Origin of the sequence: Paenibacillus sp. FSL R5-0928 (assembly GCF_037970385.1) — a bacterium.
GTDB lineage: Bacteria > Bacillota > Bacilli > Paenibacillales > Paenibacillaceae > Paenibacillus_AQ > Paenibacillus_AQ odorifer.
In genome coordinates this window covers 3,052,062-3,076,329 of record NZ_CP150225.1, presented here as the reverse complement: position 1 = coordinate 3,076,329, position 24,268 = coordinate 3,052,062, and the positions used below count along the sequence as shown (strand labels likewise).

21 protein-coding genes and 1 pseudogene are annotated in these 24,268 nt (G+C 43.5%); 4 read left to right on the top strand and 18 right to left on the bottom strand.

What is annotated here, in order from left to right; genetic code table 11:
• Nucleotides 1-13: 13 nt before the first annotated feature.
• The 6 genes from MKZ16_RS13720 to MKZ16_RS13695 all read right to left on the bottom strand — a co-directional run bounded on the left by MKZ16_RS13720 (nucleotide 14) and on the right by MKZ16_RS13695 (nucleotide 8,094).
• Nucleotides 14-1,612 carry a response regulator gene (locus MKZ16_RS13720; protein WP_036686284.1) on the bottom strand — a complete coding sequence of 533 codons (1,599 nt, stop codon included), beginning with the start codon at nucleotides 1,610-1,612 and terminating at the stop codon, nucleotides 14-16.
• 17 nt (nucleotides 1,613-1,629) lie between these two features.
• Nucleotides 1,630-2,949: an extracellular solute-binding protein gene (locus MKZ16_RS13715; protein WP_038574400.1), complete on the bottom strand. Its 1,320-nt coding sequence runs from the start codon at nucleotides 2,947-2,949 to the stop codon at nucleotides 1,630-1,632.
• 61 nt (nucleotides 2,950-3,010) lie between these two features.
• Nucleotides 3,011-4,735 (bottom strand): sensor histidine kinase, encoded by a 1,725-nt coding sequence (locus MKZ16_RS13710; protein ID WP_036686283.1) that lies wholly within the window; start codon nucleotides 4,733-4,735, stop codon nucleotides 3,011-3,013.
• Between the two features lie 83 nt (nucleotides 4,736-4,818).
• On the bottom strand, nucleotides 4,819-5,682 hold the full coding sequence (locus MKZ16_RS13705) for a carbohydrate ABC transporter permease (protein ID WP_038570403.1): 864 nt from the start codon (nucleotides 5,680-5,682) through the stop codon (nucleotides 4,819-4,821).
• Nucleotides 5,679-6,632, bottom strand: coding sequence for a sugar ABC transporter permease (locus MKZ16_RS13700; protein WP_036686279.1), 954 nt, complete (start codon nucleotides 6,630-6,632; stop codon nucleotides 5,679-5,681). Before MKZ16_RS13700 ends, MKZ16_RS13705 begins: the two co-directional genes overlap by 4 nt.
• 103 nt (nucleotides 6,633-6,735) lie before the next feature.
• On the bottom strand, nucleotides 6,736-8,094 hold the full coding sequence (locus MKZ16_RS13695) for an extracellular solute-binding protein (protein ID WP_036686277.1): 1,359 nt from the start codon (nucleotides 8,092-8,094) through the stop codon (nucleotides 6,736-6,738).
• Between the two features lie 292 nt (nucleotides 8,095-8,386).
• Here MKZ16_RS13695 and MKZ16_RS13690 point away from each other — a divergent pair, with 292 nt between their 5' ends.
• Nucleotides 8,387-8,599: a hypothetical protein gene (locus MKZ16_RS13690; protein WP_036686275.1), complete on the top strand. Its 213-nt coding sequence runs from the start codon at nucleotides 8,387-8,389 to the stop codon at nucleotides 8,597-8,599.
• 78 nt (nucleotides 8,600-8,677) lie between these two features.
• Here MKZ16_RS13690 and MKZ16_RS13685 read toward each other — a convergent pair whose 3' ends face one another.
• From MKZ16_RS13685 to MKZ16_RS13670, 4 genes and pseudogenes are all read right to left on the bottom strand, one after another.
• A complete protein-coding gene (locus MKZ16_RS13685; protein ID WP_169744764.1) occupies nucleotides 8,678-8,839 on the bottom strand; it encodes a hypothetical protein in 162 nt (53 codons plus the stop codon).
• Between the two features lie 144 nt (nucleotides 8,840-8,983).
• A pseudogene (locus tag MKZ16_RS13680) lies at nucleotides 8,984-9,877 on the bottom strand (polysaccharide deacetylase family protein).
• A gap of 141 nt (nucleotides 9,878-10,018) precedes the next feature.
• The gene (locus tag MKZ16_RS13675) at nucleotides 10,019-10,612 is read right to left on the bottom strand and encodes a TIGR00730 family Rossman fold protein (RefSeq protein ID WP_036686273.1); all 594 of its coding nucleotides are present in this window, start codon (nucleotides 10,610-10,612) and stop codon (nucleotides 10,019-10,021) included.
• Nucleotides 10,613-10,701: 89 nt separating this feature from the next.
• Entirely contained in the window at nucleotides 10,702-12,204 is a 1,503-nt protein-coding gene (locus MKZ16_RS13670) for a hypothetical protein (protein ID WP_339815807.1), read from the bottom strand.
• 251 nt (nucleotides 12,205-12,455) lie between these two features.
• On the opposite strand from MKZ16_RS13670, the gene MKZ16_RS13665 reads away from it, so the two are divergent.
• Nucleotides 12,456-13,127 carry a tetratricopeptide repeat protein gene (locus tag MKZ16_RS13665; protein WP_038570388.1) on the top strand — a complete coding sequence of 224 codons (672 nt, stop codon included), beginning with the start codon at nucleotides 12,456-12,458 and terminating at the stop codon, nucleotides 13,125-13,127.
• An 85-nt stretch (nucleotides 13,128-13,212) separates the two neighbouring features.
• Here the strand turns inward: MKZ16_RS13665 and MKZ16_RS13660 are convergent, their stop codons facing one another.
• The 5 genes from MKZ16_RS13660 to rpiA all read right to left on the bottom strand — a co-directional run bounded on the left by MKZ16_RS13660 (nucleotide 13,213) and on the right by rpiA (nucleotide 18,596).
• On the bottom strand, nucleotides 13,213-16,374 hold the full coding sequence (locus tag MKZ16_RS13660; RefSeq protein WP_076105009.1) for an MMPL family transporter: 3,162 nt from the start codon (nucleotides 16,372-16,374) through the stop codon (nucleotides 13,213-13,215).
• On the bottom strand, nucleotides 16,371-16,826 hold the full coding sequence (locus tag MKZ16_RS13655; RefSeq protein WP_038570382.1) for a MarR family transcriptional regulator: 456 nt from the start codon (nucleotides 16,824-16,826) through the stop codon (nucleotides 16,371-16,373). Before MKZ16_RS13655 ends, MKZ16_RS13660 begins: the two co-directional genes overlap by 4 nt.
• Nucleotides 16,827-16,998: 172 nt before the next feature.
• On the bottom strand, nucleotides 16,999-17,439 hold the full coding sequence (locus MKZ16_RS13650; protein WP_076105008.1) for a GNAT family N-acetyltransferase: 441 nt from the start codon (nucleotides 17,437-17,439) through the stop codon (nucleotides 16,999-17,001).
• 3 nt (nucleotides 17,440-17,442) lie between these two features.
• A complete protein-coding gene (locus tag MKZ16_RS13645) occupies nucleotides 17,443-17,919 on the bottom strand; it encodes a VanZ family protein (RefSeq protein WP_141118495.1) in 477 nt (158 codons plus the stop codon).
• Entirely contained in the window at nucleotides 17,916-18,596 is a 681-nt protein-coding gene (gene rpiA / locus MKZ16_RS13640) for a ribose-5-phosphate isomerase RpiA (RefSeq protein WP_143758722.1), read from the bottom strand. The genes MKZ16_RS13645 and rpiA overlap by 4 nt, the downstream gene beginning before the upstream one ends.
• Before the next feature lie 81 nt (nucleotides 18,597-18,677).
• Between rpiA and MKZ16_RS13635 the strand changes: the two genes are divergently transcribed.
• Entirely contained in the window at nucleotides 18,678-18,875 is a 198-nt protein-coding gene (locus MKZ16_RS13635; protein ID WP_036686261.1) for a hypothetical protein, read from the top strand.
• A 137-nt stretch (nucleotides 18,876-19,012) separates the two neighbouring features.
• On the opposite strand, the gene MKZ16_RS13630 is transcribed toward MKZ16_RS13635, so the two are convergent.
• Nucleotides 19,013-19,468 (bottom strand): hypothetical protein, encoded by a 456-nt coding sequence (locus MKZ16_RS13630; RefSeq protein WP_038570375.1) that lies wholly within the window; start codon nucleotides 19,466-19,468, stop codon nucleotides 19,013-19,015.
• A gap of 231 nt (nucleotides 19,469-19,699) precedes the next feature.
• Here MKZ16_RS13630 and fsa point away from each other — a divergent pair, with 231 nt between their 5' ends.
• Nucleotides 19,700-20,347 carry a fructose-6-phosphate aldolase gene (gene fsa / locus MKZ16_RS13625; protein ID WP_036686257.1) on the top strand — a complete coding sequence of 216 codons (648 nt, stop codon included), beginning with the start codon at nucleotides 19,700-19,702 and terminating at the stop codon, nucleotides 20,345-20,347.
• Nucleotides 20,348-20,403: 56 nt separating this feature from the next.
• Here fsa and MKZ16_RS13620 read toward each other — a convergent pair whose 3' ends face one another.
• Both MKZ16_RS13620 and helD read right to left on the bottom strand, forming a co-directional pair.
• Nucleotides 20,404-21,717: an MFS transporter gene (locus MKZ16_RS13620; protein ID WP_081393389.1), complete on the bottom strand. Its 1,314-nt coding sequence runs from the start codon at nucleotides 21,715-21,717 to the stop codon at nucleotides 20,404-20,406.
• A gap of 132 nt (nucleotides 21,718-21,849) precedes the next feature.
• On the bottom strand, nucleotides 21,850-24,201 hold the full coding sequence (helD, locus tag MKZ16_RS13615) for an RNA polymerase recycling motor HelD (RefSeq protein ID WP_076105007.1): 2,352 nt from the start codon (nucleotides 24,199-24,201) through the stop codon (nucleotides 21,850-21,852).
• Between the last annotated feature and the right edge of the window lie 67 nt (nucleotides 24,202-24,268).

The following is a 24,268-nucleotide window of genomic DNA, read 5'->3' as shown; positions in this document are numbered from 1 at the left end:
CCTTACCTCCTCTTTAATGGATCTGCTTAGTATGCTCTTCTCGGTATTCTGTTGGTGTTTGACCACTAGCTTTTTTAAAAACCTGTGTAAAATAACGCGGGTCCTGATAACCGACGAGAGGAGCTATCTGATACACTTTTACGTTGCTGCTCTGCAAAATATACTTCGCCCTCTCCATCCGGCAGTGTGTAACATACTCCAAAAAGGTATAGCCCGTTATTTGTTTATATAAAGTACAGAAATGACTGATACTGAGATCAGCCAGCTCCGCTACTTCCTCAATACTCAAATCTTTATGGTAATTACTCTCAATATAACGTTTCGCTTTCTCGATGGCGCTACGCGTATCCTCGCGATTCACAGGCTTGTTCCCTTGCTCCAATCGCACACCAAACTCTTCTTTCAGAGCAGAGATCACTTCATTTAAAGTGCCAAGATTGTGCATCTTGCTAAGCAATCCATGTAAAGACCAATCTGAATTTATATTCAAATACTCATAATTTCTATACAACACAACGATCATTTCAACAAGAAGACGTTCAGCCATATCCTTAGGAACAGCTTGTGACTCAATAAATAAAGCAAGCTCATCAAATAAAGACCACATCCGGTCTCTATTTAAGGTACGTATACTTTCAATCAGCGCGGTTTCCAGCTCTTTGGGGTATTTCACCTCTTTACTGCTAGGGAACGATATCTCTTCATCAATAAAGACCCCGGCAAGACCCGAATAGAACCGTTGATATAAGGCCTTCGCAGCCAGAGGGTAAACCGTACTTAATTGATCAATGCCTTGTGTGGTGCGGCTGATGCCTACGGAACAAGACTGCTTGGAGTATCTCTTGATCCCCGCTATCAAATGTTCACCAAGTTCTCTCCTGCTGGCGCTTAAAGATCCAGGGAACAGTAGTATCCACTCTCCATTATGAAACGGGAAAACCGTCAGCACTCCATGTTCCAGTGACCATTCTTCCACAATATTGCGGATTGCAAACAGCCATAGCCGTTTTTCTTCTACACTCCATTGATTGCTCAGTGTGGAGTAATCATCTAACTGGACAACAGCCATGAAATATCCGCTCTCCAGTTCACTGTTCTCCAGCCATTTCAGATGCTCAAGCGGCCTTGCATTTCCCAAAGTGATTTCTGCAAACAGACGTTCACGTGCAAGCAGTGACAGCATCTGCACAGAATGAATCAGCTGATCATTTTGCTTCTGTTCATCCAGCTTGGTTCTCGCGCGGTTTAACATTTCAACCAGTTCATCATGATCGATCGGCTTCAATAAATAATCAAATGCGCCTTGACGTAATGCTTCTCTTGCATATTCGAACTCTCCGTACCCGCTTATAAAAATAAACACCAGCTTCGGATTTTTAGACAATACTTCCTTCATCAACGTAATCCCGTCAATTACGGGCATGCGAATATCACTAATCACGATATGTGGTGAAGTGTCTTCTATTAAGCGAAGAGCTAATTCTCCATTTCGTGCCTCTCCCACAATCTCCATCTGAAGATCATTCCATGGAATGGCTGCTTTTAAGCTACGAAGAATAATCGGCTCATCATCCACGATTATTACTTTATATTTCTCTTGTAACTCATCCATTTCCTGCACCTCCAGGATCATTGTACACTTGAGCTTTGGATCAAATTCCAATATTGAATGGAGGATGCCTGCACTTGCTTTAACGCTTGCTCAGCAGACATTTCTCCGTTAATCATCTGTTCTATAACACTCAGGAACGTTTTTTTCACTTCTGGTGACAATACATTATCATAAGGGACAAAGCTCTTGCGGTTAACTTCCATCATATTCATGACTTGCGCGAATACGGGTCCTGTCTTCTCAGGATCAAAGGCGATGCGCATGGACGGAATTCTCAACCCTTCATATACAATCCGTGTCTGAACCTCCTGGGTGTAAAAAGCTTTCATGAGATCGAGTGCAGCCTCCCGCTTCGCTCCGCTTAGTTCGGAGGAAAGGCCGATGCCAAATGTATAACCGCCGGCTATCGAAGGTTGTTCCCCCTTCTTCAATGTGGGAAAAGGAATAACACCTACCTCATTTTGAAAATCCGTAGGAGCAGCTGCGCCGGCAAATAAATTGATATCCCAGTTTCCGTTTAGATACATCGCAGCCTTGCCGCTCGTAAATAGTCCCACCGCATTTTCTGTGGATAACACATTTGATTTCGTGCTGAAGGCACCTTCTTTAATCCATTGCTCCAAGTGCTGAAAAGCCTTTAAATAGACCTCATTCTGAAAGCTGGCTTGATCTTCACCAGTAATTAGTTTCTCGATCAAGTCGGCGCCGGCATAACGATCCATTAAATAATGTGCAAAAATCCCTGCGGGCCAACGATCCTCGTTGCCAAGTGCAAATGGAATATACCCAGCCGACTTCAGCTTTAGTATGGCAGCATCAAGCTCTTGCAGCGTTTCTGGCGGCTTCAAACCCAGCTTTTCGAATATGGTTTTATTAAAATATAAGGGTTCAGCATTCCCTTCAATAGGCAAGCCATAAATATGGTTGTCAAAGGTCCAGAGATCCAGATCCTTGAATTGATTGGTCAGCGCATTCTCCCTGACGAAATCAGTCAGATCAATCAGGCGCTTAGAGCGCACATATGGCTCAATTTCCGCTCCACCGAACAAAACAAACATATCTGGCGGGGTGCCAGTAACCATCTCGTTCTTCAGCTTTTGATCACGGTGCAACGTCTGATCTAAACCTTCAAAGTTAACTTTCACATTTGGATGTTCTGATTGATATTTGTCCACGATATCTTCATAAATAGTCAACAGTGGCCGATCATGCTCTTTAATCCAGAAATGACGGAAAGTTAATGTGATTTTTTCTGGTGAATCATCTTCAATGGGTTCTTGCTTTCCTAAAGTTATAAATAAAACAGCACCCGAAATCAGCACTAGATATAACCACATCCAGCCCCATTTCAATAACCATTTTTTGATAACAATCTCCCCCTTCTTTCCGCACGGTCGATTACGGCAGTATTTTTGGTATTCGGATTCGGATGGTTGAACCAAAGCCGGGGGAAGAACACACTAGTATGCCGTATGGACTGCCAAATCGAATATTCAAGCGTTCATGCACATTTTTAAGCCCCACGCCGCTATCACTGTATTTCTTCTGAGCACTTCCCTCGTTATCCCAAAGACTCATCATCTTGGCAAGGTCAAAGCCGGGGCCGTTATCTTTTACGATAATGATCATATCCGTGCCCATTTCATAGGCCGTAATCTCAATGATCCCTGGGTCCTCCATCTGCTCAATCGCATGATACAGCGCATTCTCTACAATCGGCTGAACGATCAGCTTTTGTGTCATGAACGTCTTAAGACCATCCGAAAGATCTATGATATACGAGAATTTATCTTCAAAACGAAACTTCTGGATATCCAAATAATGACGGACATGCTCGAACTCCATATGCAGCGGAATCAGCTCCTGATTCTGACTGATGCTGATTCGCAGCAGCTTGCCGAGTGAGATGACCATTTTGCTAATATCTTTATTGCCTTGCAACACTGCCATCGAATTAATCGATTCAAGTGAATTATAAATAAAATGAGGGTTAATCTGCGCCATTAGCGCTTGCATTTCTGCTTCCTTCTTACGTCCCTGCTCAGTCTCCACCTGCACAAGCAGCTCATTGATCTGCGTGCTCATCCGATTAAAGCCATCAATCAGCAAATCACTTTCATCATCAGCACGATAGGGTGTAGTGATCGGTGTAAATATCCCCTGCTTCACCCGCTTCATCCCGTTAACCGCACTATTAATACTATGAACGAGCCTCCGTACGAAATAGCGGTCGAACAAAATGGCGGACAACAGCGAAACAGTACTTAAAATAATCGCAATATTTCGGATGGATACAGATTCTGACGAGATTAGATTCATAGGTGTAATGGCTACTAAATACCAGGCTGCATTATGAGAAGGTAGGAAGGTTATAAGTGATTTTTCCCCCTGATAGTTGTCGATGTAATAGTCATGTTCTTTAGCATAATCATTTTGTAAAAAGGGGAAATCTGTGCGTTGTCCAATATGTTCACCGGATTTATTAAAAACAATATTCCCTAGCTTGTTGACCAGCAAAATATCCCCCTTCTTGAGGGTTGCTGCTTCCCAGAAAATCTGATCCAATAAATCAGGTTTTACATTAACAACCAGATATCCGATATCTTCGAGAGAATATGAATCTTTGATTACTCTTGCTTGTACAAGTACCGGATTGCCGGAGATCTCCGAGCCATTTTCTCCCGGTCCTGACCACACGGGCCGCCCTTCGGCGCCTTCCATCGCGTCAAACCAGCTTTGTCTTTTCAAGTCCTCAAAGGACATCGATGCATTGTATTGATAAATTAAACGATCTTTACTATAAAAACTAAATGAAGTAATCATCGGATGATCAATAAGATAACTGCTAAGCTCCTGCTTTCGATCATAAGTGATTACAAAGTTCTTCTGCTTCAGTGATTGCTGAACAACCGGCTGCGTAATTTTTGAATTCGTGATCGAGGTGATTTCACTAAGCGCGAATTTAAGCTTTCGATCCGTTTCAAGCAGTGAAATCCAGTAGAAGTTGCTTGATTTTTTCTCCATTGCATTAGAAAAATTAACGTAAGTGACGATCCCCATCAGAATAACCGGAATAAAGACGAGAAGAATAATAGCGAACAAGATTTTACGGCGGAGTTTCATGATATTCCCCTTCCCCCTGCTGTCTCTGTCCTCTAGTATTCTTCACAAAACCGCCTATTCCCTGTAAAGATCAAAAAGTAAGATCAGCTCTTAATAGCCCCAGAAGTAAGTCCAGCAATCACCCAGCGGCTAAATAACAGGAATACAATCAGCAGTGGCAAGGTTGCCGTAAATGTTGCTGACATGATCATTCCGTAGTCTAGACCATCGCGATTGGAGAACAGCTGCTGGAGCGCAATTTGAATTGTGAAATGCTCTTGATTCTTCAGTACCACTAAAGGCCAGAAGAAGTCATTCCAAACGGTCATAAAATTCAGTATACCTAGTGTTGCCATAGCTGGAGTAATGACCGGGATAGCGATGTTCCAGAAGATCCGGAAATGTCCGCCGCCATCGATCCGACCTGCTTCAATCAATTCCGTATGTACAGCTGTAGTGATATACTGCCGCATCCAGAAGATCCCGAAGGCATTAACCATCGCTGGGACAATAAGTGCCTTGAAAGAGTCAATCCAGTGGAGCTTGGCCATAATTACGTAAGTAGGTAATACACCAAGCTGCTGAGGCACAAATAATGTAGCAATTACAAAGTAGAACAGAAAATTTTTAAACGGAAATTCATATTTGGCAAAGGCATAACCTGCCAGTGTACAGAAAAACACGACCGATATTGTAACCATAGATGAGACAAATAAAGAGTTGCCCAAGGCTTGAAAGAAGTCTGTTTTGTCCAGTACCCGCTGGAAATTCTCAAAAAACTGGTCTCCAACCGTAAGTAAAGGTGGCACATGGAATACTGCGCCTCTGTCATTAGTGCCAACTACAAACATCCAGTAAAAAGGAAAGATGGACACGAGCGCACCAACAATCAGCAATAGATAAAATCCTAACTTGCCGATGATCCCTAGATCATCCGGATCTTTTTTAAATACACGCAGCGTACTCACGCTTTACCCCCTCCCGTATCTCCACCCATGCGATTTGAGACCAGCATATTGAGGACAGAGAAAATAATCGTGACCAGGAACAGCAAGACTGCCGTAGCTGCTGCCGTACCAAAAAATCCGTTACGGAATGCTTCGCTATACAAATAAGTAACCATAGTGATTCCTTCCTGACGTGTAGATCCAGTTCCCGCTTGGCCCAAAAATACATAAGGCTCAGTGAACAGCTGCAAGGCACCTATAGTAGAAAGCAAGGTAACAAATACAATGAATGGCTTCAATAGCGGTAACGTTATAAAGGTTAGCTGTTGTCTTCTGTTCGCACCATCAATACGAGCCGCTTCATAAAGATCCGTAGGGATGCTTTGCAATCCTGATAGAAAAATAATGGCATTATACCCCGTCCAGCGCCACATTACCATCGTAGAAATCGCGATTTTAACGCCCCACCAACCAGAGTTGAAGGCCATACTATCTAATCCCAAGCCGTTTAGAATCCAGTTGATCATTCCGTTGTTGCCAAACAGTGTACTGAACACGAGCGTAACCGCAACGATAGACGTAATATTAGGCATAAAAAATAAAACCCGGAAAGTCTTCTTAAAGCGAGTCATCGCTGAATTCAGCAAAACAGCAATCAATAGAGCTAGTAATATCTGTGGAACAGTACCCATAAGCCCCATAATTAAGGTGTTGCTAAAAGAAATCCAGAAAGTCGGATCACTTGTGACCAGATCATAGTTTTTCCACCCTACAAATTTCATAGGATTCAGGGCATCCCATTTAAAGAACGAGAGATAGATCGTGAAAAAGATCGGATATAGTCCAAATATCGAGAACAGAATAAAAAAGGGCGAAATAAATGTGTACGCAGTGATGCGGCTCCTTCTTTGTTCAGTTAAAAAGCGGCGCTTGCTCTCGGCATGCGGACTTGAAATAACAGGTTGTGCCATGTCACACCTCCAGGTAATCTAACGTGTAAATCCGAATTCACAGAGAATGTTTCACTCTATGAATCCGGACCTTCTAGAAATTAAATTTCATAAGCTTGAAATCTTAGCTGCGTTCAGCCAATGTTTTCGCTTGTTTTACTGCTTCGTTCCATTCTTTGGTCGGATCTGCTTTTTTCTCCAACACATTTTTCAAGGCGTTTTTGAAGAAAGTATCGGTTTGGTCATGAAGCGGACCGTAGTATACAGGTTTTACCCGGTTTGCTGCTTTACCGAATTCTACAGCGGTTTGTTGTCCACCGAAGAAATCATCTTTGAAATCTACGAATGCAGGATCTTCATACAGTGCAGGAATGGAAGGCATAAGTCCTTTAGTTTTGAACGATTCCAGTTGGTTTTCCTTGTTATCCATCCATGCGATAAAGTCATAAGCTTCTTTCGAGTGTTTGCCTTCTTTTGGCAGCGTCAGGAACGAACCACCCCAGTTACCAGCACCTTCAGGGAGCTGAGCAATTTTCCATTTCCCAGAGGAGTCTGGAGCATTACTCTTAACATTTCCTGCCATCCAAGCTGGTCCCATAACTACTGCAAATGAACCGTCGTTCATGCCTTGACCCCATTCAGGAGACCAGAGCATAACATTGCTGATCCAGCCTTCTTGAATACCTTTAACCGTGAAATCATAAGCTTTTTTGACTTGCGGATTGGTATCTCCAATAAAGCTGCCATCAGCTTTGCTGAAATAGATTTCATCAGCAGATTGGTCACGCAAAGCATTAAAGGTAAGATCCGTAAGGTCTACAAATGGTTTGCCTGTTTTTTCTTTGAAAGCTTTGGCAACAGCTGCGAACTTATCCCAAGTATCAATAGCAGCGCCGAATCCTTCGGAATCACTTGGCAGTCCAGCCTCTTCAGCCAAATCTGTGCGGTAATATACGACCGTTGGGCCGATATCTGTTGGAAGACCCAGCTGGAAGCTGCCATCTACGGAAGATGCTTGTTTCCATTTCCAATCCAGATAGTTGGCTTGAATATCTTTGGCACCCAGATCATTCAGGTTATAGAACTTGTCCTGAGCGTTGATGAAACGTTCCATGAAACCGATTTCAAGTTGGAAAATATCAGGTGCACCCGATCCTGCCGACAAAGCAGTGGTCAAATTATTATGGTGAGCGGTTTGGTCACCGGTATTTTGCACTTTGATCGTAATGTTTGGATGTTCCTTAGTGTACTCCTTCGCTAAATCCTCGTAGTTCACGTTGCCCAGCGTCCAGAAAGAAAGTTCGATTTTCTCAGCCGGTTCTGTTCCCTCATCTTTAGTGGGTTCACTAGTGCTTGCTGCGTTGTTACCTGTATTTTTGTTCGATGTGTTGTTGTTCTCGGCGTTGTTGCCTCCGCATGCTGCCAGTGAACCTACGAGCATGATAGCGACTAACGATAGCGCCAAGTGTTTTACTTTATTCATTCCCCTGTACCCCTTTCAAAGGTTTCTCTTACAAGAATTAGTGTACAGGGTTTAAATTCTTTTTTTGAGGAGGTAAACTTCCGATTTATGGTGGAAATAATTACGAAACGCAGAAAAGCTCAAACAAATATTTCGTACAGGCCTATACCTGCTAAGGAGGGAGTATAGAATTTTGTCCAATTATGTTCCTCACAGGATACATGTACTTCATCTTAAATTGGATTTCTTGTGCTTCCGCAGGTATACTATTTTTATTTCTTACTTCATTACATGATCAAAGGAGTTATTCCCCATGCCAATTAATCGCCCGCTGCTAACCGACAGCGATTTCCAAGAAGCCGTTGACCGCAAATTACCTGTTCGTGTATTTCAGGACGATCATTTAGTAAATTCAGGAGCTACCGTTGTCCGCTTCACTGATTTCGATGTTGTTATTCAATCTAGAGTTAGTGATCTGACTTACTACTCTCGCAAGAGCTGCGAATTTTTTGAGGTCAGACCCTAAAGAAAGCCGGAATGCAATGATCTCTAAGATCATCGCGTTCCGGCTTTCTTTAACAAACATAGGTTATAGCTTTCATACTTAATTTTTGTTGTAGGTGCTGTACACTTTCATTTTCTCATTCAGAACTTCCTGGAAACTCATTCTCTTCTTGTCTGCTTTCCCTTGCTTGGGATTGACCACGGGTTGAGGTCTAAAAAACTGATGATTGTAAGCCATAAGATTATGTACGATCACATTCATTGGATTTCAACCTCCTTCCGTGATGTTCCTGAATTTTGCATTTCTGCTTAATTACTTACGGCTTATTTACCCAGCTTCGCCAAAATTTAAACAGTTTTATCAGATTCATATTAAAAAATGAAAAAGTGCACTCTTTACAATATGCTAAATACATCTTTGTAAATCACGTATGTCTTTCCACGAAATAAGTTTAATCTCCTCATTGATAATCAATTGCTTAATTTCAATATCATTTAGAAGACGATATTCCAATTCTCTTTCTGTATAACATTTCGTCATTGCTATTAATTGATCTGTTATTTTAGATGGATGTATAGTTAACTGTGTTATTCCAGGTTTTAAATTCTTTAACAATTCAGTTAATCTCATTTTCATTTTGCTATATTCCGCAGCAGGGTAAAAACAGTAAGGAAGAGAAATTATATCATCGATTAAGAAAATCCCCCTTTCTTTTGCTGAAGAAATTCTTTTTTGAAACAATCTCAACTGATCATTATTAAAAAAGGGTTGTTCTAATATCCTAATAGGTAAATTAAAGGGTAAGCGGTACTTTTCACACAAATCAAATATTATTTCTAAAAAATCTCGCCCAGTGTATAACCCCATAATACTCCCCCCATGACTATCCAGATGAGTTGGATCAATGTCTTGTACGATTGCACTTTGGATTTGCGATTCTAACTCTATTCTAATCTCGTCATCAGCAGCGTTTCTTTCCAGAAGAGTGGCATCTTGATGAAAATACCCTTCATCCGTAATTAAGCTACTCAAGATTTTTTCTTTGAATACTGGTTAATACGGATATTTCTCGCCGCTCGTTAGCGTTAGATGAATTCCAATATTCTTTATTCCTTTCCAATTAATTATCTTCATAGCGTCACTTGATTCTGTGCAAGGCATCATAATAGATGTAGATGTTATAGCTTTTCCTTCAAATAAGTTAACAATAGCTTCATTAGTTCCTTTAGTTATTCCGAAATCGTCGGCATTAATTATTAACAGACGGTCGTCAGCCGCAAAGCCTAATTTTCGAATCATAAACCTTCCCCCTATTACTGAATGATTTAACAAAAAGAAAATAAAAAATAAGGACGTAGACACCGTGAAGTGTTTGCGTCCTTATTGTGAATAGTGTGTTAAACCAATTATTCGCACCTTAGAGCAGTGGAAACCTTGAATCTAGCGTTGTGACGGGAACCTTGCTTTCCCCTTCGTTTCATTACTATGATCAATCCGACCGCGCATCAGTTCAAGCAAATATTCGGGATCTGAGTTCGTATGCAGCATTTGGAGTGCAGTTTTTGGTGCAAAACCTTCAGCCACACTATGTGAAATCAAGGCTTGCAATGGATTAAAATAACCTCGAACATTCAGCAGCCCTATAGGCTTCTGATGAATACCAATCTGCATCCAGCACAGAATTTCAAACAGCTCATCAAAGGTTCCAAGACCTCCCGGCAAAGCAATAAAAGCATCCGCCATACCGCTCATTACCGCCTTACGTTCATGCATACTGGAGACCTCAATCAAATTCGTCAATCCGGAGTGTCTGATTTCATCTTGAAAAAGATCCACTGGCATAATTCCTACAGCTTCGCCGCCATTCGCAAGTACCCCGTCCGCAACCTGTCCCATAAGGCCATTCCGCGAACCTCCATAGACCAACCTACAGCCTTGTGCCGCTATATGATAACCTAATTCCCTAGCCATTTCCGTATATTCAGAGTTAAGACCTGGATTCGATCCGGCAAACACGCATATTGTAAAAGCCATTCCTATCACTCCAGACTGGTTATTATGGTGCAATTGAGATTAATTCACTTATTGTACCTCAGAATATTAATATAGGTGTTAAATGAAAGTCATCTTTTTGTCTGTAATGTTAATTGGTACAGCGTACTATTCCACTCCGCAGAAAGACCTAGAGCTTTAGCCAAAGCTGCTGCTGGAACTAGCGAAGTATAGCTTACTTTTATGGATTCTGCTGACGGTAATGAAATTTTCTTCCCAGCTTTCGTCAACGTCAGTTCCCCCTCCAAAGAGAGGGTATATCCCAGACTTTCTGCTACATCCCTAATCGGTACTTTTACACTACCATCCTTAAAAATAGCGGACTGTACGGAGTCAATTTTTTGACCATCTACAATTACAGTAACAGGCTTTAAAATAGGAGATATAGCAAAAGGACGTGAATCAACAGCACTAATTCCGAGTTGACCAAACATATTCGTTCCCCAAGCCACAGCTGTACCATCCTTCAGGACTGCATACTTACTATTCTCACCCTTGGCAAAAGAAACAGGATCACTTAGTCCTTTTATTAACTTAGGCTGCGTAAAAACCAAACGGTTGTCGGTTGTAGGTTGGGTACTCCAAGTCCACACGGTGCCATCTTTTTTAACAGCTACAAAGTTGCCTAAATCCAGCGTAAGTTTCGAGATCGATTTTACGGCTGTAATCTTTTGCAGACCTTGTAGTGAGGTACCAGCTTTCCATACCCAGTATTCTCCTTTTTTATTGGCAACAAGGTTGAAGCCGTTTTTCGTCTGGACAGATACAATATCCGTAAGACCTGGCATCTTGCTCATCGTGACTTCGTTATAATTATTGCTGTCAATTGTTCCCCAGACGCTCCCGCTCTCGCTTAAAGCCAGTATACTGCGATCGCTCATGGAAACAGACTTCACATGGTATAAATCCTTAACTGGGGTCGGTTTCTTCATCACGTTCGTGTTCTCTGTTTGCGGGATAGCACTCCAAATCCACAGGGTACCGTTAGTTCGAATGGCGGCATGATAAATACTGCTTCCGATCCACTTCACTTCGCTTAAACCCTGTACCTTAGTGGCAGCAGGCAGCTCTGTATAGCCCACATCTGAAGCTTCTGGAGGATTCCACTGGAGAAGGCTTCCATCGTTTCTCAAAGCTAATGCACTATGCAATCCTGACGTTATACTAACCACATCTGTCATTCCAGAGATCCCTTGAGGAAGCAGAACCTTGTGTTGTTTAGCACTTGCCCCATTGCCAGCTTCTGCAACACTCTTATCCCGATAATCTCCCCAAGCCTTAACCGTGCCGTCTTCGTTCAGCGCTACATAGTACGCTTCGCCGATCGCCAGCTGTTTCGTATGTTCAAGCCCAGCTATTTTATGGGGAGTAATCGTCCAACCCTCAGGCCCGGCGGCACCATTAGCAAATTGACCAAAAACATTACTCCCCCATGACCAAACAGTTCCATCAGTTCTCACTGCGAAGGAGCTTCCACCCCAGAAACCTGGCGAAGCAACAATCTCCTTAATCCCACTCAACTTCGCAGGTGATGGAGCTGCACTTATAACTTGAGGGACAGACAATGCAGTCACCAGAGTTGAACAAACCAACAAACTAAGCAGCCTTAGCTTCCTTGCAAATAAGTGCATCTTGATTTTCCCTTCTTATGATATTATTGTAATTATTATTTCTATTACACTAAGACGCTATAAAGCTGACAAAAGTTGTACTTTATCTTAAATCCCGGGATTCAGATTGGTTTGAATTATGATATAATTACGCTGCCTTAGATCTGCTCTTATTCAACCGCAATACCGGAACCAAATGATCATGGAGGGAAATCATGCTTAAATTTATAGGTATTATGATGCTTTTCAGATTAGTGGGCAACCCTTTTCTGGCTTTATTCATCCTGCTTGTTATCTTGTATTTCTTAGATCGGCGATACGTGGGGATCTTCCCTAGTATTACAAAGCCCTTCAAACGAGTGCGGCAAATCTCCAAGCTGCGCACAACGGTATCTTTGAATCCAAATGATGTTTCTGCTAAATTTGATTTAGCCCGGAATCTGTCAGAACGTAAAAAGTATAAGGAAGCCAAAGATATTCTGCTACAGATCGAAGACCGTTACGAACAGTCTGCCGAATATTGGGTAGAGCTGGGTCATGTGAATCTTAAGCTGGGCGCTTTTGAAGAAGGCGAAGATCAGATGCTTCGTGGTCTAGAAATCAACCGAAAGGCCCAATATGGTCAGCCATATCTTCGGTTAGCGGAAACCTTTCGCCATACAGATCACGATAAAGCGTTGCATTACGTTACTCAATTTCAAGAGATTCAGTCTTCCTCTAGTGAAGCCTATTATTTAGCCGGCTCCATGTACAAAGCATTGGGCAGAACCGAGGATGCTAAACGTGCTTTCGACGAATCCACCGCCATCTACCGTTCGCTACCCAAATATAAAAAACGGCAAGAACGCGGCTGGGCGTTACGTAGCTTTTTTGCCAAGATGAAATAACCTTTGCACTTATATTTCAACCAAAAAACCTCTAGCCGCCTATTTATTTAGGCGAACACTAGAGGTTTTTTGCTGTGTAGAGTGATTACATGTTTACATCTTGTTTAGTGGGTTCTCCACTTTGTTTGACCGCAAATGGCCACCAGTTCCCACGGCCGAAGATCCGTACCATAACAGGGACAAAAAATGGCAAGAAGATTAGCGCATACAAGGCCAACCCTACGAGCACCACTGTTGCAATCTGCATCATCGACAATACGCCTGAAGGATACATCGATGCGAAGGTGCCGCCCAAAATAACTACCGCTGAAAGAATGACTGTTCCCATATTGCGCATGGCATGCAGGATCGCTTCTCGAACATCCCATGTTTTATATTCGTTAAAGCGGGCCATTAAGAAAATACTATAATCTACACCAAGTGCAATCAGCATAACAAAGCTGAAGAATGGCGTTGTCCAGGTAATCCCTTCAAAGTGCAGAAGGTGAACGAATATAGCCTCTGTAACACCCAATGCTGAAAAATAAGTAATCAAAAGAGAAATAATAAGGTAAATCGGCATTACGATTGAACGAAGCAGCAACACCAAGATAATGAAGATCCCACCCAGCATCAAGATTACTGTACGTGTGTAGTCTTCGTTGGAAATATTACGCAAATCGTTCTGGCTGCTTGTAACCCCGCTGATTGCAGACTCCGCATTTTCCAGCTTCGTTCCTTTCACTGCACGATCTACTGCTGCTTGAATATCATCAACACTGTCGATAGCTTCTGAACTATATGGATTCTCAGTGAATACCACATCCAGCGTCATCACCTTACGGTCATCAGACAAGTAGGTATCGAATACCTGCTCTATGCCTTCAGCTTCAAGAGCCTCAGCCGGTACAAAGAATCCACTCAGCTCATCATCCTTAGCCGCTTGAATCTGATTCAAATAATCTTGTGCGGAAACCAGCCCACTGGTAATTTGTTTCAAGCCGTTTGCACTGTCGCTTAATCCAGTAGTTAAGGCTCCTATCTGCCCTGTTAATTGACCAAAACCATCCGCAAGCTGCTGCTGTCCACCTTGCAATTGATCTAGGCCACTAGCAATGGATGGAATTTTATCTACGATCTGTCCTTGGCCTGTTGCGGCCTGCTCCAGCCCAGATTGCAGCTGACCGATGCCCGCAACGAGCTTAGCTAAACCTTGTGCGAGTGCGCTTTGCCCTGCCGAAGCTTTGGCATAACCAGCATTCGCCTCGTTTAAGCCTGCTGCTGCTCCTTTAAGCTGCTCTGAGATCTGCCCGAGACCCGCCGCCAGCTGCGCTGCCCCAGTACCACTCTGCGTTACGGTGCCTTTAATCGTCAGGTAATTAACATCCTGCAGAATTTCCGGATAACTGCTCTCAAGACCCGTAAAAGAACCATCCAGTCCCTTCAATGCTTCTGCCACACCTTGCAGCTGCTGCGGAAGCTGCCCAAGCCCTTGATCCAACGCAGTTAAACCGCTGCCGATTTTTTTATAGCCCTCCAGCAGCTTCGTATTGGCATCCGCAAGCTGCTTAGCACTAGCAGCTGCCTGTTGAAGTCCTGCTTTGATTTCTCCTGCACCTGCTGAGCCGGTTTTTATTCCGTTCTCAATACGTGCCAGCCCATCACCTAACGCGACGATACCATCTTTCAGCTCTGCTGTGCCTTCCGTCAGCTTAGCGCTGCCTTGAGCAGCCTCTGTAAGCTTAGGTGCATTTTCACTCAGCTGTTTACTTGCTTCAGACAATCCCGTTTGAATCTTGGTCAGTCCCTCACTGGTCTGATCCAGACCGTCAGATAAAGTCCCCACCTGATTCGGGATTAAGAAATCACTGATCAGCTCTCCCGTTGGACGAGACATGCTGCGCACCGATTTTACGCTGTCCACTTTTTTCAGCTCGCGACTGATTTTTTCTGCAAGTCCAAGATATTCTGAAGTATCCATCCGGTCATCATTTTTGATTACGATCTTGCCAGGCATGGATTCACCCGGCCCGAAGCTATCCGAAATGATGTTAAATCCTTTTACCGAGGCATATTCTGAGCCAATTTCCTCCAAGCTGTTGAAGGACAGCTTTCCGCTATAGGTAACAAGGAACGGAGCTACGATTACTGCAACAATTAGCAGCGCGGCCCATGGTCTTTTTAAGGAAAAAGAACCTGCTGCTCCCCAAATACGGCTCTCACTGTGCTCCAGCTTGCCGCGTGAAGGCCAGAAGAGCTTTTTGCCAAGTACCGCCATAAAGAATGGAACAATGGTTACAAGCGCCAGCAGCATAACCGCAATCCCCACGGCAACGGCTACCGCCGAGCGATACAGAATGAATTTGGATAATCCAATCGCTACAAAACCTACGAATACCGCAAGTCCGGAATAGAACACCGTTCCACCAGCCTTACGATAGGTTGCAATAATAGCACTTTTGGTATCTTCTGCTGTCATCATTTCTTCTTTAAAACGACTGATCAACAGGATACAATAATCCGTACCAATCCCGAACATGACCGCAACCATAAAGATTTGAGTAAACGTAGATAATGGAAAATCATAACGGTCTACTAAAAAAGCCACAACAGACTGAGAAACAATATAGCTGAGTCCTACGGTCAGTAGCGGAACAAACGGTGCCACGAACGAACGGAACACCACGAACAGGATAAGTAAAATAAATACTACCGTAATATATTCCGATTTCTTAAGCCCGGCTTCCGAGCTAGCAATCATATCCTCAGTAATCAAACCCTCACTGGTTAAATAATGATCCGCCTTAACATCTGAAAGTAATTCATCCACTTTATCAGGAAGTGCGGTGACAGACTCTCCTCCGCCCTTTATAGACAACGCCACCATTATCGTCTTGCCATCTTTGGCAATCAACGTATCCTTAAGTTCACTTTGTGAAAAAGGATCGGTGATGGAATCGATCTGCAGCGTCTCCTTATTCGCAGCCAACTTCTCAACGCCCTGCTGGATACTAGCTGTTTCATCGGCTCCGATTCCCTCTGGATTATTGAATACAAGAGCTACCTGATGCAATGTCTCTCCGCCCTTGTCATTCGCCGCTTCCTTTAAGATCTCTGCCGCTCTAGATGAGGAATAGCCATCAGGTACAGTAACCTGCCCCTTCTCACGTACAAGATCAGAGAACGAAGGGGCCGTCATGACCAAAACTACGGCCACAGCGAGCCAGATTGCGATAACCGCCCATCTTGCTTTTAGAATCGTCTTCATGGATTCTTCCCTCCATCATCATTCTGAATTAAATTCGCCAGCTTCTCGAACATCATGACGAACATTTCAATATCTTTCTCTTCAAAATGAAACAAATACGGGGAAATCACTTCATGTACCTGCGTCTCCGCTGCTTCAAAAACTTTTTTTCCATGCTCAGACATCGACAAATACACCTGGCGGCGATCATTCTCGTCACGAGTTCGCTCGATTATACCCGCTTGCACCAATCTGTTAATGATTGCAGTAATGGAGCTTTTACCCACGCAAAAAGATTCAGCAAGATATGTAGACGTACATTGTTCCTGAGCATTAATCAACCGAAGAATTTGATACTGATCATTCGTTGTCTCCGCAGCAATACTATCTTTAATTCTTGCTGCTACTTGTCTGGTCACAATCAAATAAGCATCCATGTAGCGATTGATCCAATGTTGCACTTCGTTATCCAAAGCTTCCTACCTCCAAAATATAGTTCAACTGTCGAACAGTTTCATTGTCAAACTATAATACCTGCTTTTATAAAAGTCAATTGGCTTTTTTTCGGGCATTTAAAGGAGAAATGCACAAAAAAACAGGCCGAGATTTCTCTCGACCTGCCATTTTATGACCTCCAAAGACTTTTTAGTCCTCATCCTCGGTCTCTTCAACTTCGTATACACATCTTAACATTTCAATTCCGGCTTCATTCTCTCCTAAGCTGTACACCATGAACCCTAGACTGCGATAAAAATCTGCGGCGATTTCATCCTCAGTCTCAGCTACCAGATAACGCGGCTGACGAGAAGCGAGCAGCTCCAGAATCATCCCCCGTGCATAACCTTTCCCTCTATTCTCTGGCAATACGGCAATATGCCGAATGTCCAAAGAACCGTCTTCGGTTTCTTCGAAGCCTACAAGACCAAGCAGGAGTTCTTCTTCTTCCCAGCCATATAACTGCAGCCCGGCTTGTTCGTTGTACTCAGACGAAGTCTGCTCCAAAGCGTTGGGGTCATCAATGACCGCATACGTCAACAGCTCGTTCACCTCAGGCGAACCAATAAGGGATTTAAGATCTACCAACATTGTTCACATTCCTCCTTCTCTGTTGCTTCTGTACCCGATTCGAAACATACCGTAACCTGTCCATATCCCTAACATGTTTAACAATAAATCATCAATATCAAAGCTTCCCACATGCAGCAGCATTTGCAGAGACTCCAAAAGCAGGATGCAAGGAACAGCATATAAAGAGATTCTTATCCAAGAAATTGGCCGTGTCTTTGCAAGTGGAATTAGTATACCAAATGGAATAAACACAACAACATTTCCAAGCAGATTCACAAACCGGCTGATCAGCGATAACCCGTTATTCATGTCGAAATAAAGTGACACCGTACGTAATGGGATCAAATTGTACTGAAGCGGGCCACCTGTATGAATCTCACGCCCAAAACCGATGAACATCCAATAGATAACAGTAGCACTATACAGAGTCAGCCCTATCCGTGTCAATGCTCTCAGCTTCCGTAAACTGCTAGATTCTCTAGATCTACGAACGATCAATTGCCCGGTTTAACTTCTATAATTTCAATGCTTCCATCTTTTTTACCCACAATAGCCATAGCTGCAATTTCGATAAATAGGCCGTGTTCTACAACTCCCGGAATACTTTGGATGGCCAGTGCCAGCTTCGGTGCGGACTCAATCGCTTCGAACCGGCAGTCTGCGATGTAATTGCCGTTATCTGTCTTGTACAGCTCTTCTCCACTACGACGCAATTCAGGATTGCAACCCAGCTTGGCAAGTTCAGCCACAGTCCATTCCCATGCAAAAGGAACAATTTCTACAGGCAGCGGGAATTTGCCGAGTGTATTTACCACTTTACTCTCATCGGCGATAACGATCATACGAGTACTGTTACTCGCAACAATTTTCTCCCGAAGCAGCGCGCCGCCGCCACCTTTAATAAGCTGTAGACTACTATCCAGCTCGTCCGCTCCGTCAATGGTCAGGTCCAGACTATCAATATCTCCAAAAGCTACGATTGGAATCCCAAGTTCACGCGCCTGTTCTTCGGAAGCACGGGAGGTTGCTACAGCGGTAATCTTTAGACCTTCACTGACGCGCTCACCAAGTCTGTTGATCGCCCAATAGGCAGTAGAGCCAGTGCCAAGGCCGATCTTCATGCCATCTTTTACAAATTCCACTGCTTTTTCCGCGGCTAATTGTTTAACATTGATACTCATTTTATTACCCCCATGTTATCCGTTATAATGATCTATGATGATGTTGAAATCACCTATTGTTCAGGAGGATTCCGGATGAGAACCGAAAACCAAATTCAATCTAAAATCAACGAATTGACACTGCAGCGCAGATCTCTGGAATCAAGATTAGCTTCATTAACAGAAGACAGTCCACAGCAAGATAACCTACAAACTCAGCTCACTAGAGTTGAAGATATGATCATGATGCTGGAATGGGTGCTTAATGCACCCGTAGGGAGATATCATGCCTAAGTGCTGACTGGCATCCATTAATAATCAATCACTGGGCCGGTAGCCGTGTTTAACATTCCGGCTGTTTGATTCTTTTTTATATCCAAATTTGTATTATGCTTTGCGCAGAGCAAAAAATCAATATCTTTCACCCTACTCTATGTATATTGTAAATTCACTGCATCCTCTAGATTGAGAACCATCTCTTTTTCTGTGTGATTAGCCGTCCTGTGTAAGTAGGCTTTATGCTCAGAATACGCATTCAAAGGCATTGGCCTACTAATCTTGTCAAGCATATTACGCTCGACATCGGCCAGTAAGTAATCACCTTTACCCGCAGCAACTCTGCACAGAATAATCATAGCTACAGGCTTGTTCCCAACAACCGCTCCATTCGACCGCGCAAATACAGTGTATTGAAATAACGGAATGGCCTCAGGTTCTTCAACACCAGCTGCACTAGATTGGTCAAAGATAGAATACATAAGGGAAGGATCACTTGATGCAGTACCGAGTTTCTTCTGATTAGACACCAACTTGCTGTTCTGGTAGGCAAGGAATCCCGCTGCTGCCAGCACAAGCACAAGTAAAATAAGCAATATCGCATACATCATCCCATCCCCACCCCCCACTCCAAAATAACAATTCCGGTTATATATTATCATGGAGGGAGGCCTAAGCCAATCTTATATTATCTGAAATTCAGCGCATACAGGTAATACTGGTTCTATAAAGTTATTTTGAAATATTCAAAATAACAGTTGAAACTTTGATTTGCATGTCTCATAATGTAAATATGAATGTTGCTTGTCAATCCATATGGAAATCAAGGGAGGAAATTTAAAATGAAGTTTTTCTTGGATACCGGAAACATTGAAGAAATCAAACGTATTACTCGCCTGGGACTAGTGGATGGCGTAACGACTAACCCTTCGCTGATCGCTAAAGAAGGAAGATTGTTCAAGGATGTTATCAAAGAAATCGTTGCAATCGTTCCAGGACCTGTAAGCGCAGAAGTAATCGGACTTACAGCAGAAGAAATGCTTAAAGAAGCATACGAAATTGCTGAATGGGCTCCAAACGTTGTAATTAAACTCCCTATGACTGAAGATGGCTTGGAAGCTTGTTATGAGCTTACTAAAAAAGGCATCAAAACTAACGTTACACTAGTATTCTCCGCGGCTCAAGGTTTGATGGCTGCTAAAGCAGGCGCAACTTATATCTCTCCTTTCGTAGGTCGTCTGGATGATATCGGTGTTGATGGAATGAAGCTGATCAAGGATCTGAAGACTATCCTGACTAACTACAACTTGAAATCCGAGATCATTGCAGCAAGTATCCGCAACATTGCACATGTTGAGCAAGCAGCTATTGCTGGTGCTCACATCGCTACAATCCCAGGCTCACTTCTGCCAACCCTCTGGAAGCACCCGCTGACAGATAACGGTATTGAACGTTTCTTGAAGGATTGGGAATCCGTTCCACAAGCATAAGAATATCTTTTATTCTTTTATCAAGAGGGCTATCCCACAAGCTGCGGCAACGCAGCTTAGGGATAGCCCTTTTTTCCATCCAGAGACATTGCAGAGGTTTGGCGAACACGTTTCGGCCAGATCGGAGGAATTATCTTCTCTGTATCTTTAACGCCTGGTTCTCCCTTTTCCCCCTTACTCGGAGTTACCGCAAATAAGGTCAGCAATCCACCAATTGCCCCTACTGTAGCCATCAACGCGAACAATACCCAATGCCCACTGCTTAACAGCAGCGATACCACCGGCGGTCCCAACGCTACCCCTATAAACCTCATACTACTATAAAGAGCGGTTATCGTGCCGCTGTTCTCCTTCTCAATCCCCTCCGTGATTAAAGCGTCCATACAAGGAAGTACAATCCCGATTCCAACACAGCCTAAACCCATAAATCCTACTAAAAAATAAATGCCTTTGTTGAATCCCGCACAAATCATGGCCGCAGTCAGTAACACCATTCCTCCAAAGCCCAGCCATTTCATTAGCGTTTTATTCTGACCAATGATCTTTCCTGTGCCGTAGGAGGACAGACATAAGAGGGCAAGCGGTATCGCCAGCACAAACCCCTTCGTCGCCCCGTGCATTTTATATTTAGTTTCCAGCATTTCTGATAAATAGAATTGGACACCAAAGGTCACAAACATACAAATGCCGCCTATGGCAAAAATAGCATACAGCCAACGCCCTTTTTTACGTAAAACACTCACAATTCCAGCTAAAAACGCTCGGATTTCCTGTTTCTCAGGTTCATCCTTCGCTTCGGGCTTTCGGACGAGAAATAAAACTAACAAAAATGAAATTAGACATAGAATGGGAATCGCAATAAAAGGAGCAAACCAGAGCCATATCCCAAGATAGGCACCAAGAATTGGACTGAGTACTTTACCAAACGTATTGGAGGTCTCAATGATTCCCAGACTTTTGCTCACATCCTCTTCTTCCTTGAACAAATCGCCTACAAAGGGTATTACAATTGGAAAAGCACCCGCTGCACCAATTCCTTGCAACAGACGCCCCGCTAAGATCACCCAATAAGCGCTAACCCCCTTCATAAACCAAGCAGCTACCACGCAGACGGCACCACCAATTGCGGCAATGATTAAACTAGGAAGAATAACCTTCTTTCGCCCAAAACGGTCTGACAGATAACCTGCAATAGGGATCATTACAATTGCCATCAATCCATACACGGTAATCAGCATACTGACTTGAAAAGCACTAATGCCTAGTTCTTTGGAGATCTGCGGCAGAATAGGCAGCAGCATGGAGTTACCGAGGGTCATTATTAGTGGGATTGATGCTAAGGCAAGCAGATCCCATTTTCTTTCCTTCATGAACTGACCACCTTTGTCATTGTGTACAACATTCTTTATTGTGGTTTGTTCGCCCTTCTTTATTCATGAAAACAAAAAAACCGTCCCTCCGCTGCTGCGAAAAGGACGATCTTAAAATGAAGAGATCTATGGTTACAGCGATCCGGCGCTTAAAGATGCCACATTAGCGGACGGAATAAAATGACTAGGTTCACCCAGGCTAAAAATATGCAGTAAGTGCATAGCCCGAGTGCAAGCCGTATAAAACAATTTGCGTTCACTTTCTCTGCCATATTGTTCAGCCGAGCCATCAAAGATGACGACCGCATCAAACTCCACACCTTTTGCTAAATAAGCAGGCAGAACCAGTGTCCCCTTCTGAAAATTCGGCGTTTCCTTTGTAACAAGTCTTACCGGCAGGCTACGATTCAGTTCAGCATGAACCCTTGCGCTTTCCTCCGCTGTTTTGCAGATGACAGCTACATAATGATATCCCTCAGAATGCAGCTTCCGGATATCCTGTTCTACAGCATTCAGAAGCTCCTTCTCGCTGGATACCACACTTAGCTTGGGTTCTTCTCCCCGCCGATTAAACGGTACGATTCGTTCTCCTCCAGGGATCATTGACCGCGTAAACTCCACGATCTCATAAGTTGAACGGTAGCTTTGGGTTAACGAGATCACTTCTGTGTTTTCTTCACCATATATACTTACGAGACTAGACAAATCCCCCAGTACCTCACCTTGTGCATAAATGGCCTGGTTCAGGTCGCCTAATACGGTCATTTTTGCTCTTGGAAATAAACGGCGCATGAACTCTAATTGGAATGGAGAGTAGTCTTGTACTTCATCTACAATCACATGGCGGATCAGTGTGTTGGTCCGGAAGCCTTGGCTTAACTCCTTCAGATAAAGGAATGGCGTAGCGTCTTCATAAGCAAGCTCGTTCACTCCAATAGATTCCAATGTCTGCTCACAGATATCATCCCACACCTCTGGTAAAGGATAATCACCATTGAGGCGCTCCATAAGTTCGCGATCTGTAAATAACGTGCTGTACAAGCCCTTAACGTCCACAAATCGACCCCGTTTAGTCCAACCACGCAGTGGTTTGAGCCGCTGGCTGACTACATAACGAGATAACACTTCTTTTTCGGTATCAAAATCGTCAAAGCTATCCTGCGAAGCTTTCTTCTTCCGGCGCAACATCTGATACGCACGGTGATAATCGCTGGAATCCAGCAGCTCGATCTGATCTTCAACCCACTGTGCATTTCTTTCCTCATGGGTAAAATCTGCGATCTTCTTAAGCAGCCAGCGGATCATCAAATCCACACGATTCGCAAGCTTTATGGCAGGATCGTACGCGTAGAATTGGCGTTCCATTTCTTCTTTACTGACCACTGCTTTCCCTTGAAACATTAAAGGTTTAAAAAGCATGCCCTCCTGTTCCAGCAACGTAGCATATCGCCGAATCACATCTAGGAAAGGTACAGACGATTTATAGGCAATGCCTTCTCTGCGTATAGCCACCTCAGGACCATCAGGAGCATTTAGTAGACTTTCGGTCTGACTAAAGACATCTTCGAGCTGGAATTCATGGCCAAGACGATGTTCCAAATACATTTGAAACGTTGTTTGCTGCATATTTTCTTCGCCTAGCTCCGGGAGCACTGTAGATACATAGCTGTTAAACAGCGGATTCGGTGAGAACAGCAGCATTTGATCTGCTGATAATACTTCACGGTATTTATATAGAAGATAAGCTACCCGCTGCAATGCAGCAGACGTTTTCCCGCTTCCCGCTGCTCCTTGCACAACTAGCATCCTGCTTTTGTCGTTGCGGATTATCGCATTTTGCTCTTTCTGAATTGTAGCAACAATACTTTTCATCCGATCGTCAGCGCTATGACTTAGCACCTGCTGCAGCAGCTCATCCCCGATCGTAACCCCAGTGTCAAACATAACTTCAATTACACCGTCAGCAATAACAAACTGGCGTTTAAGGTTCATTGTTCCGGAGACTAATCCTCCAGGTGTTTCATAAGCAGCGGGACCAGGGGCTCCGTCATAATACAGACTGGAAATAGGCGCGCGCCAGTCATAAATCAAAAAGGTACCATCATCCTCCATCAATGATCCAATTCCTAGATAAATCTTTTCCAGCCCGCCAGTTGGTTCCTCGGTGAAATCAATTCGGCCAAAGTAAGGAGAGACAACCAGCTTTTTATATTTTTTCAGCGCTTTGCTTGATTGCAAATGATGACGTTCCCGTTCATTTAGGATTTGGGACTGTTGGCGAAGACTTGTTGAGGTTTCTCCCAAATCATCCGGGCTACTGAAGTTTACGGTTACCTCTTCCCAGAAGTCTTTCCGCATATCCACTACATCACTGCGATGAAGTCCAAGCTCCTCTGATAAATGGCGAATATGGGCTGACAGAAGTTTGGTTACTCCGTCAACCCGTTGCTGTTCCTCTTTCCACTGACTTTCATTGTTATCCACTACATTTCATCCCCTTTTGGAAGGTTGACATTCCATTTGAATCGTGATATGATAAATTTGCATATTT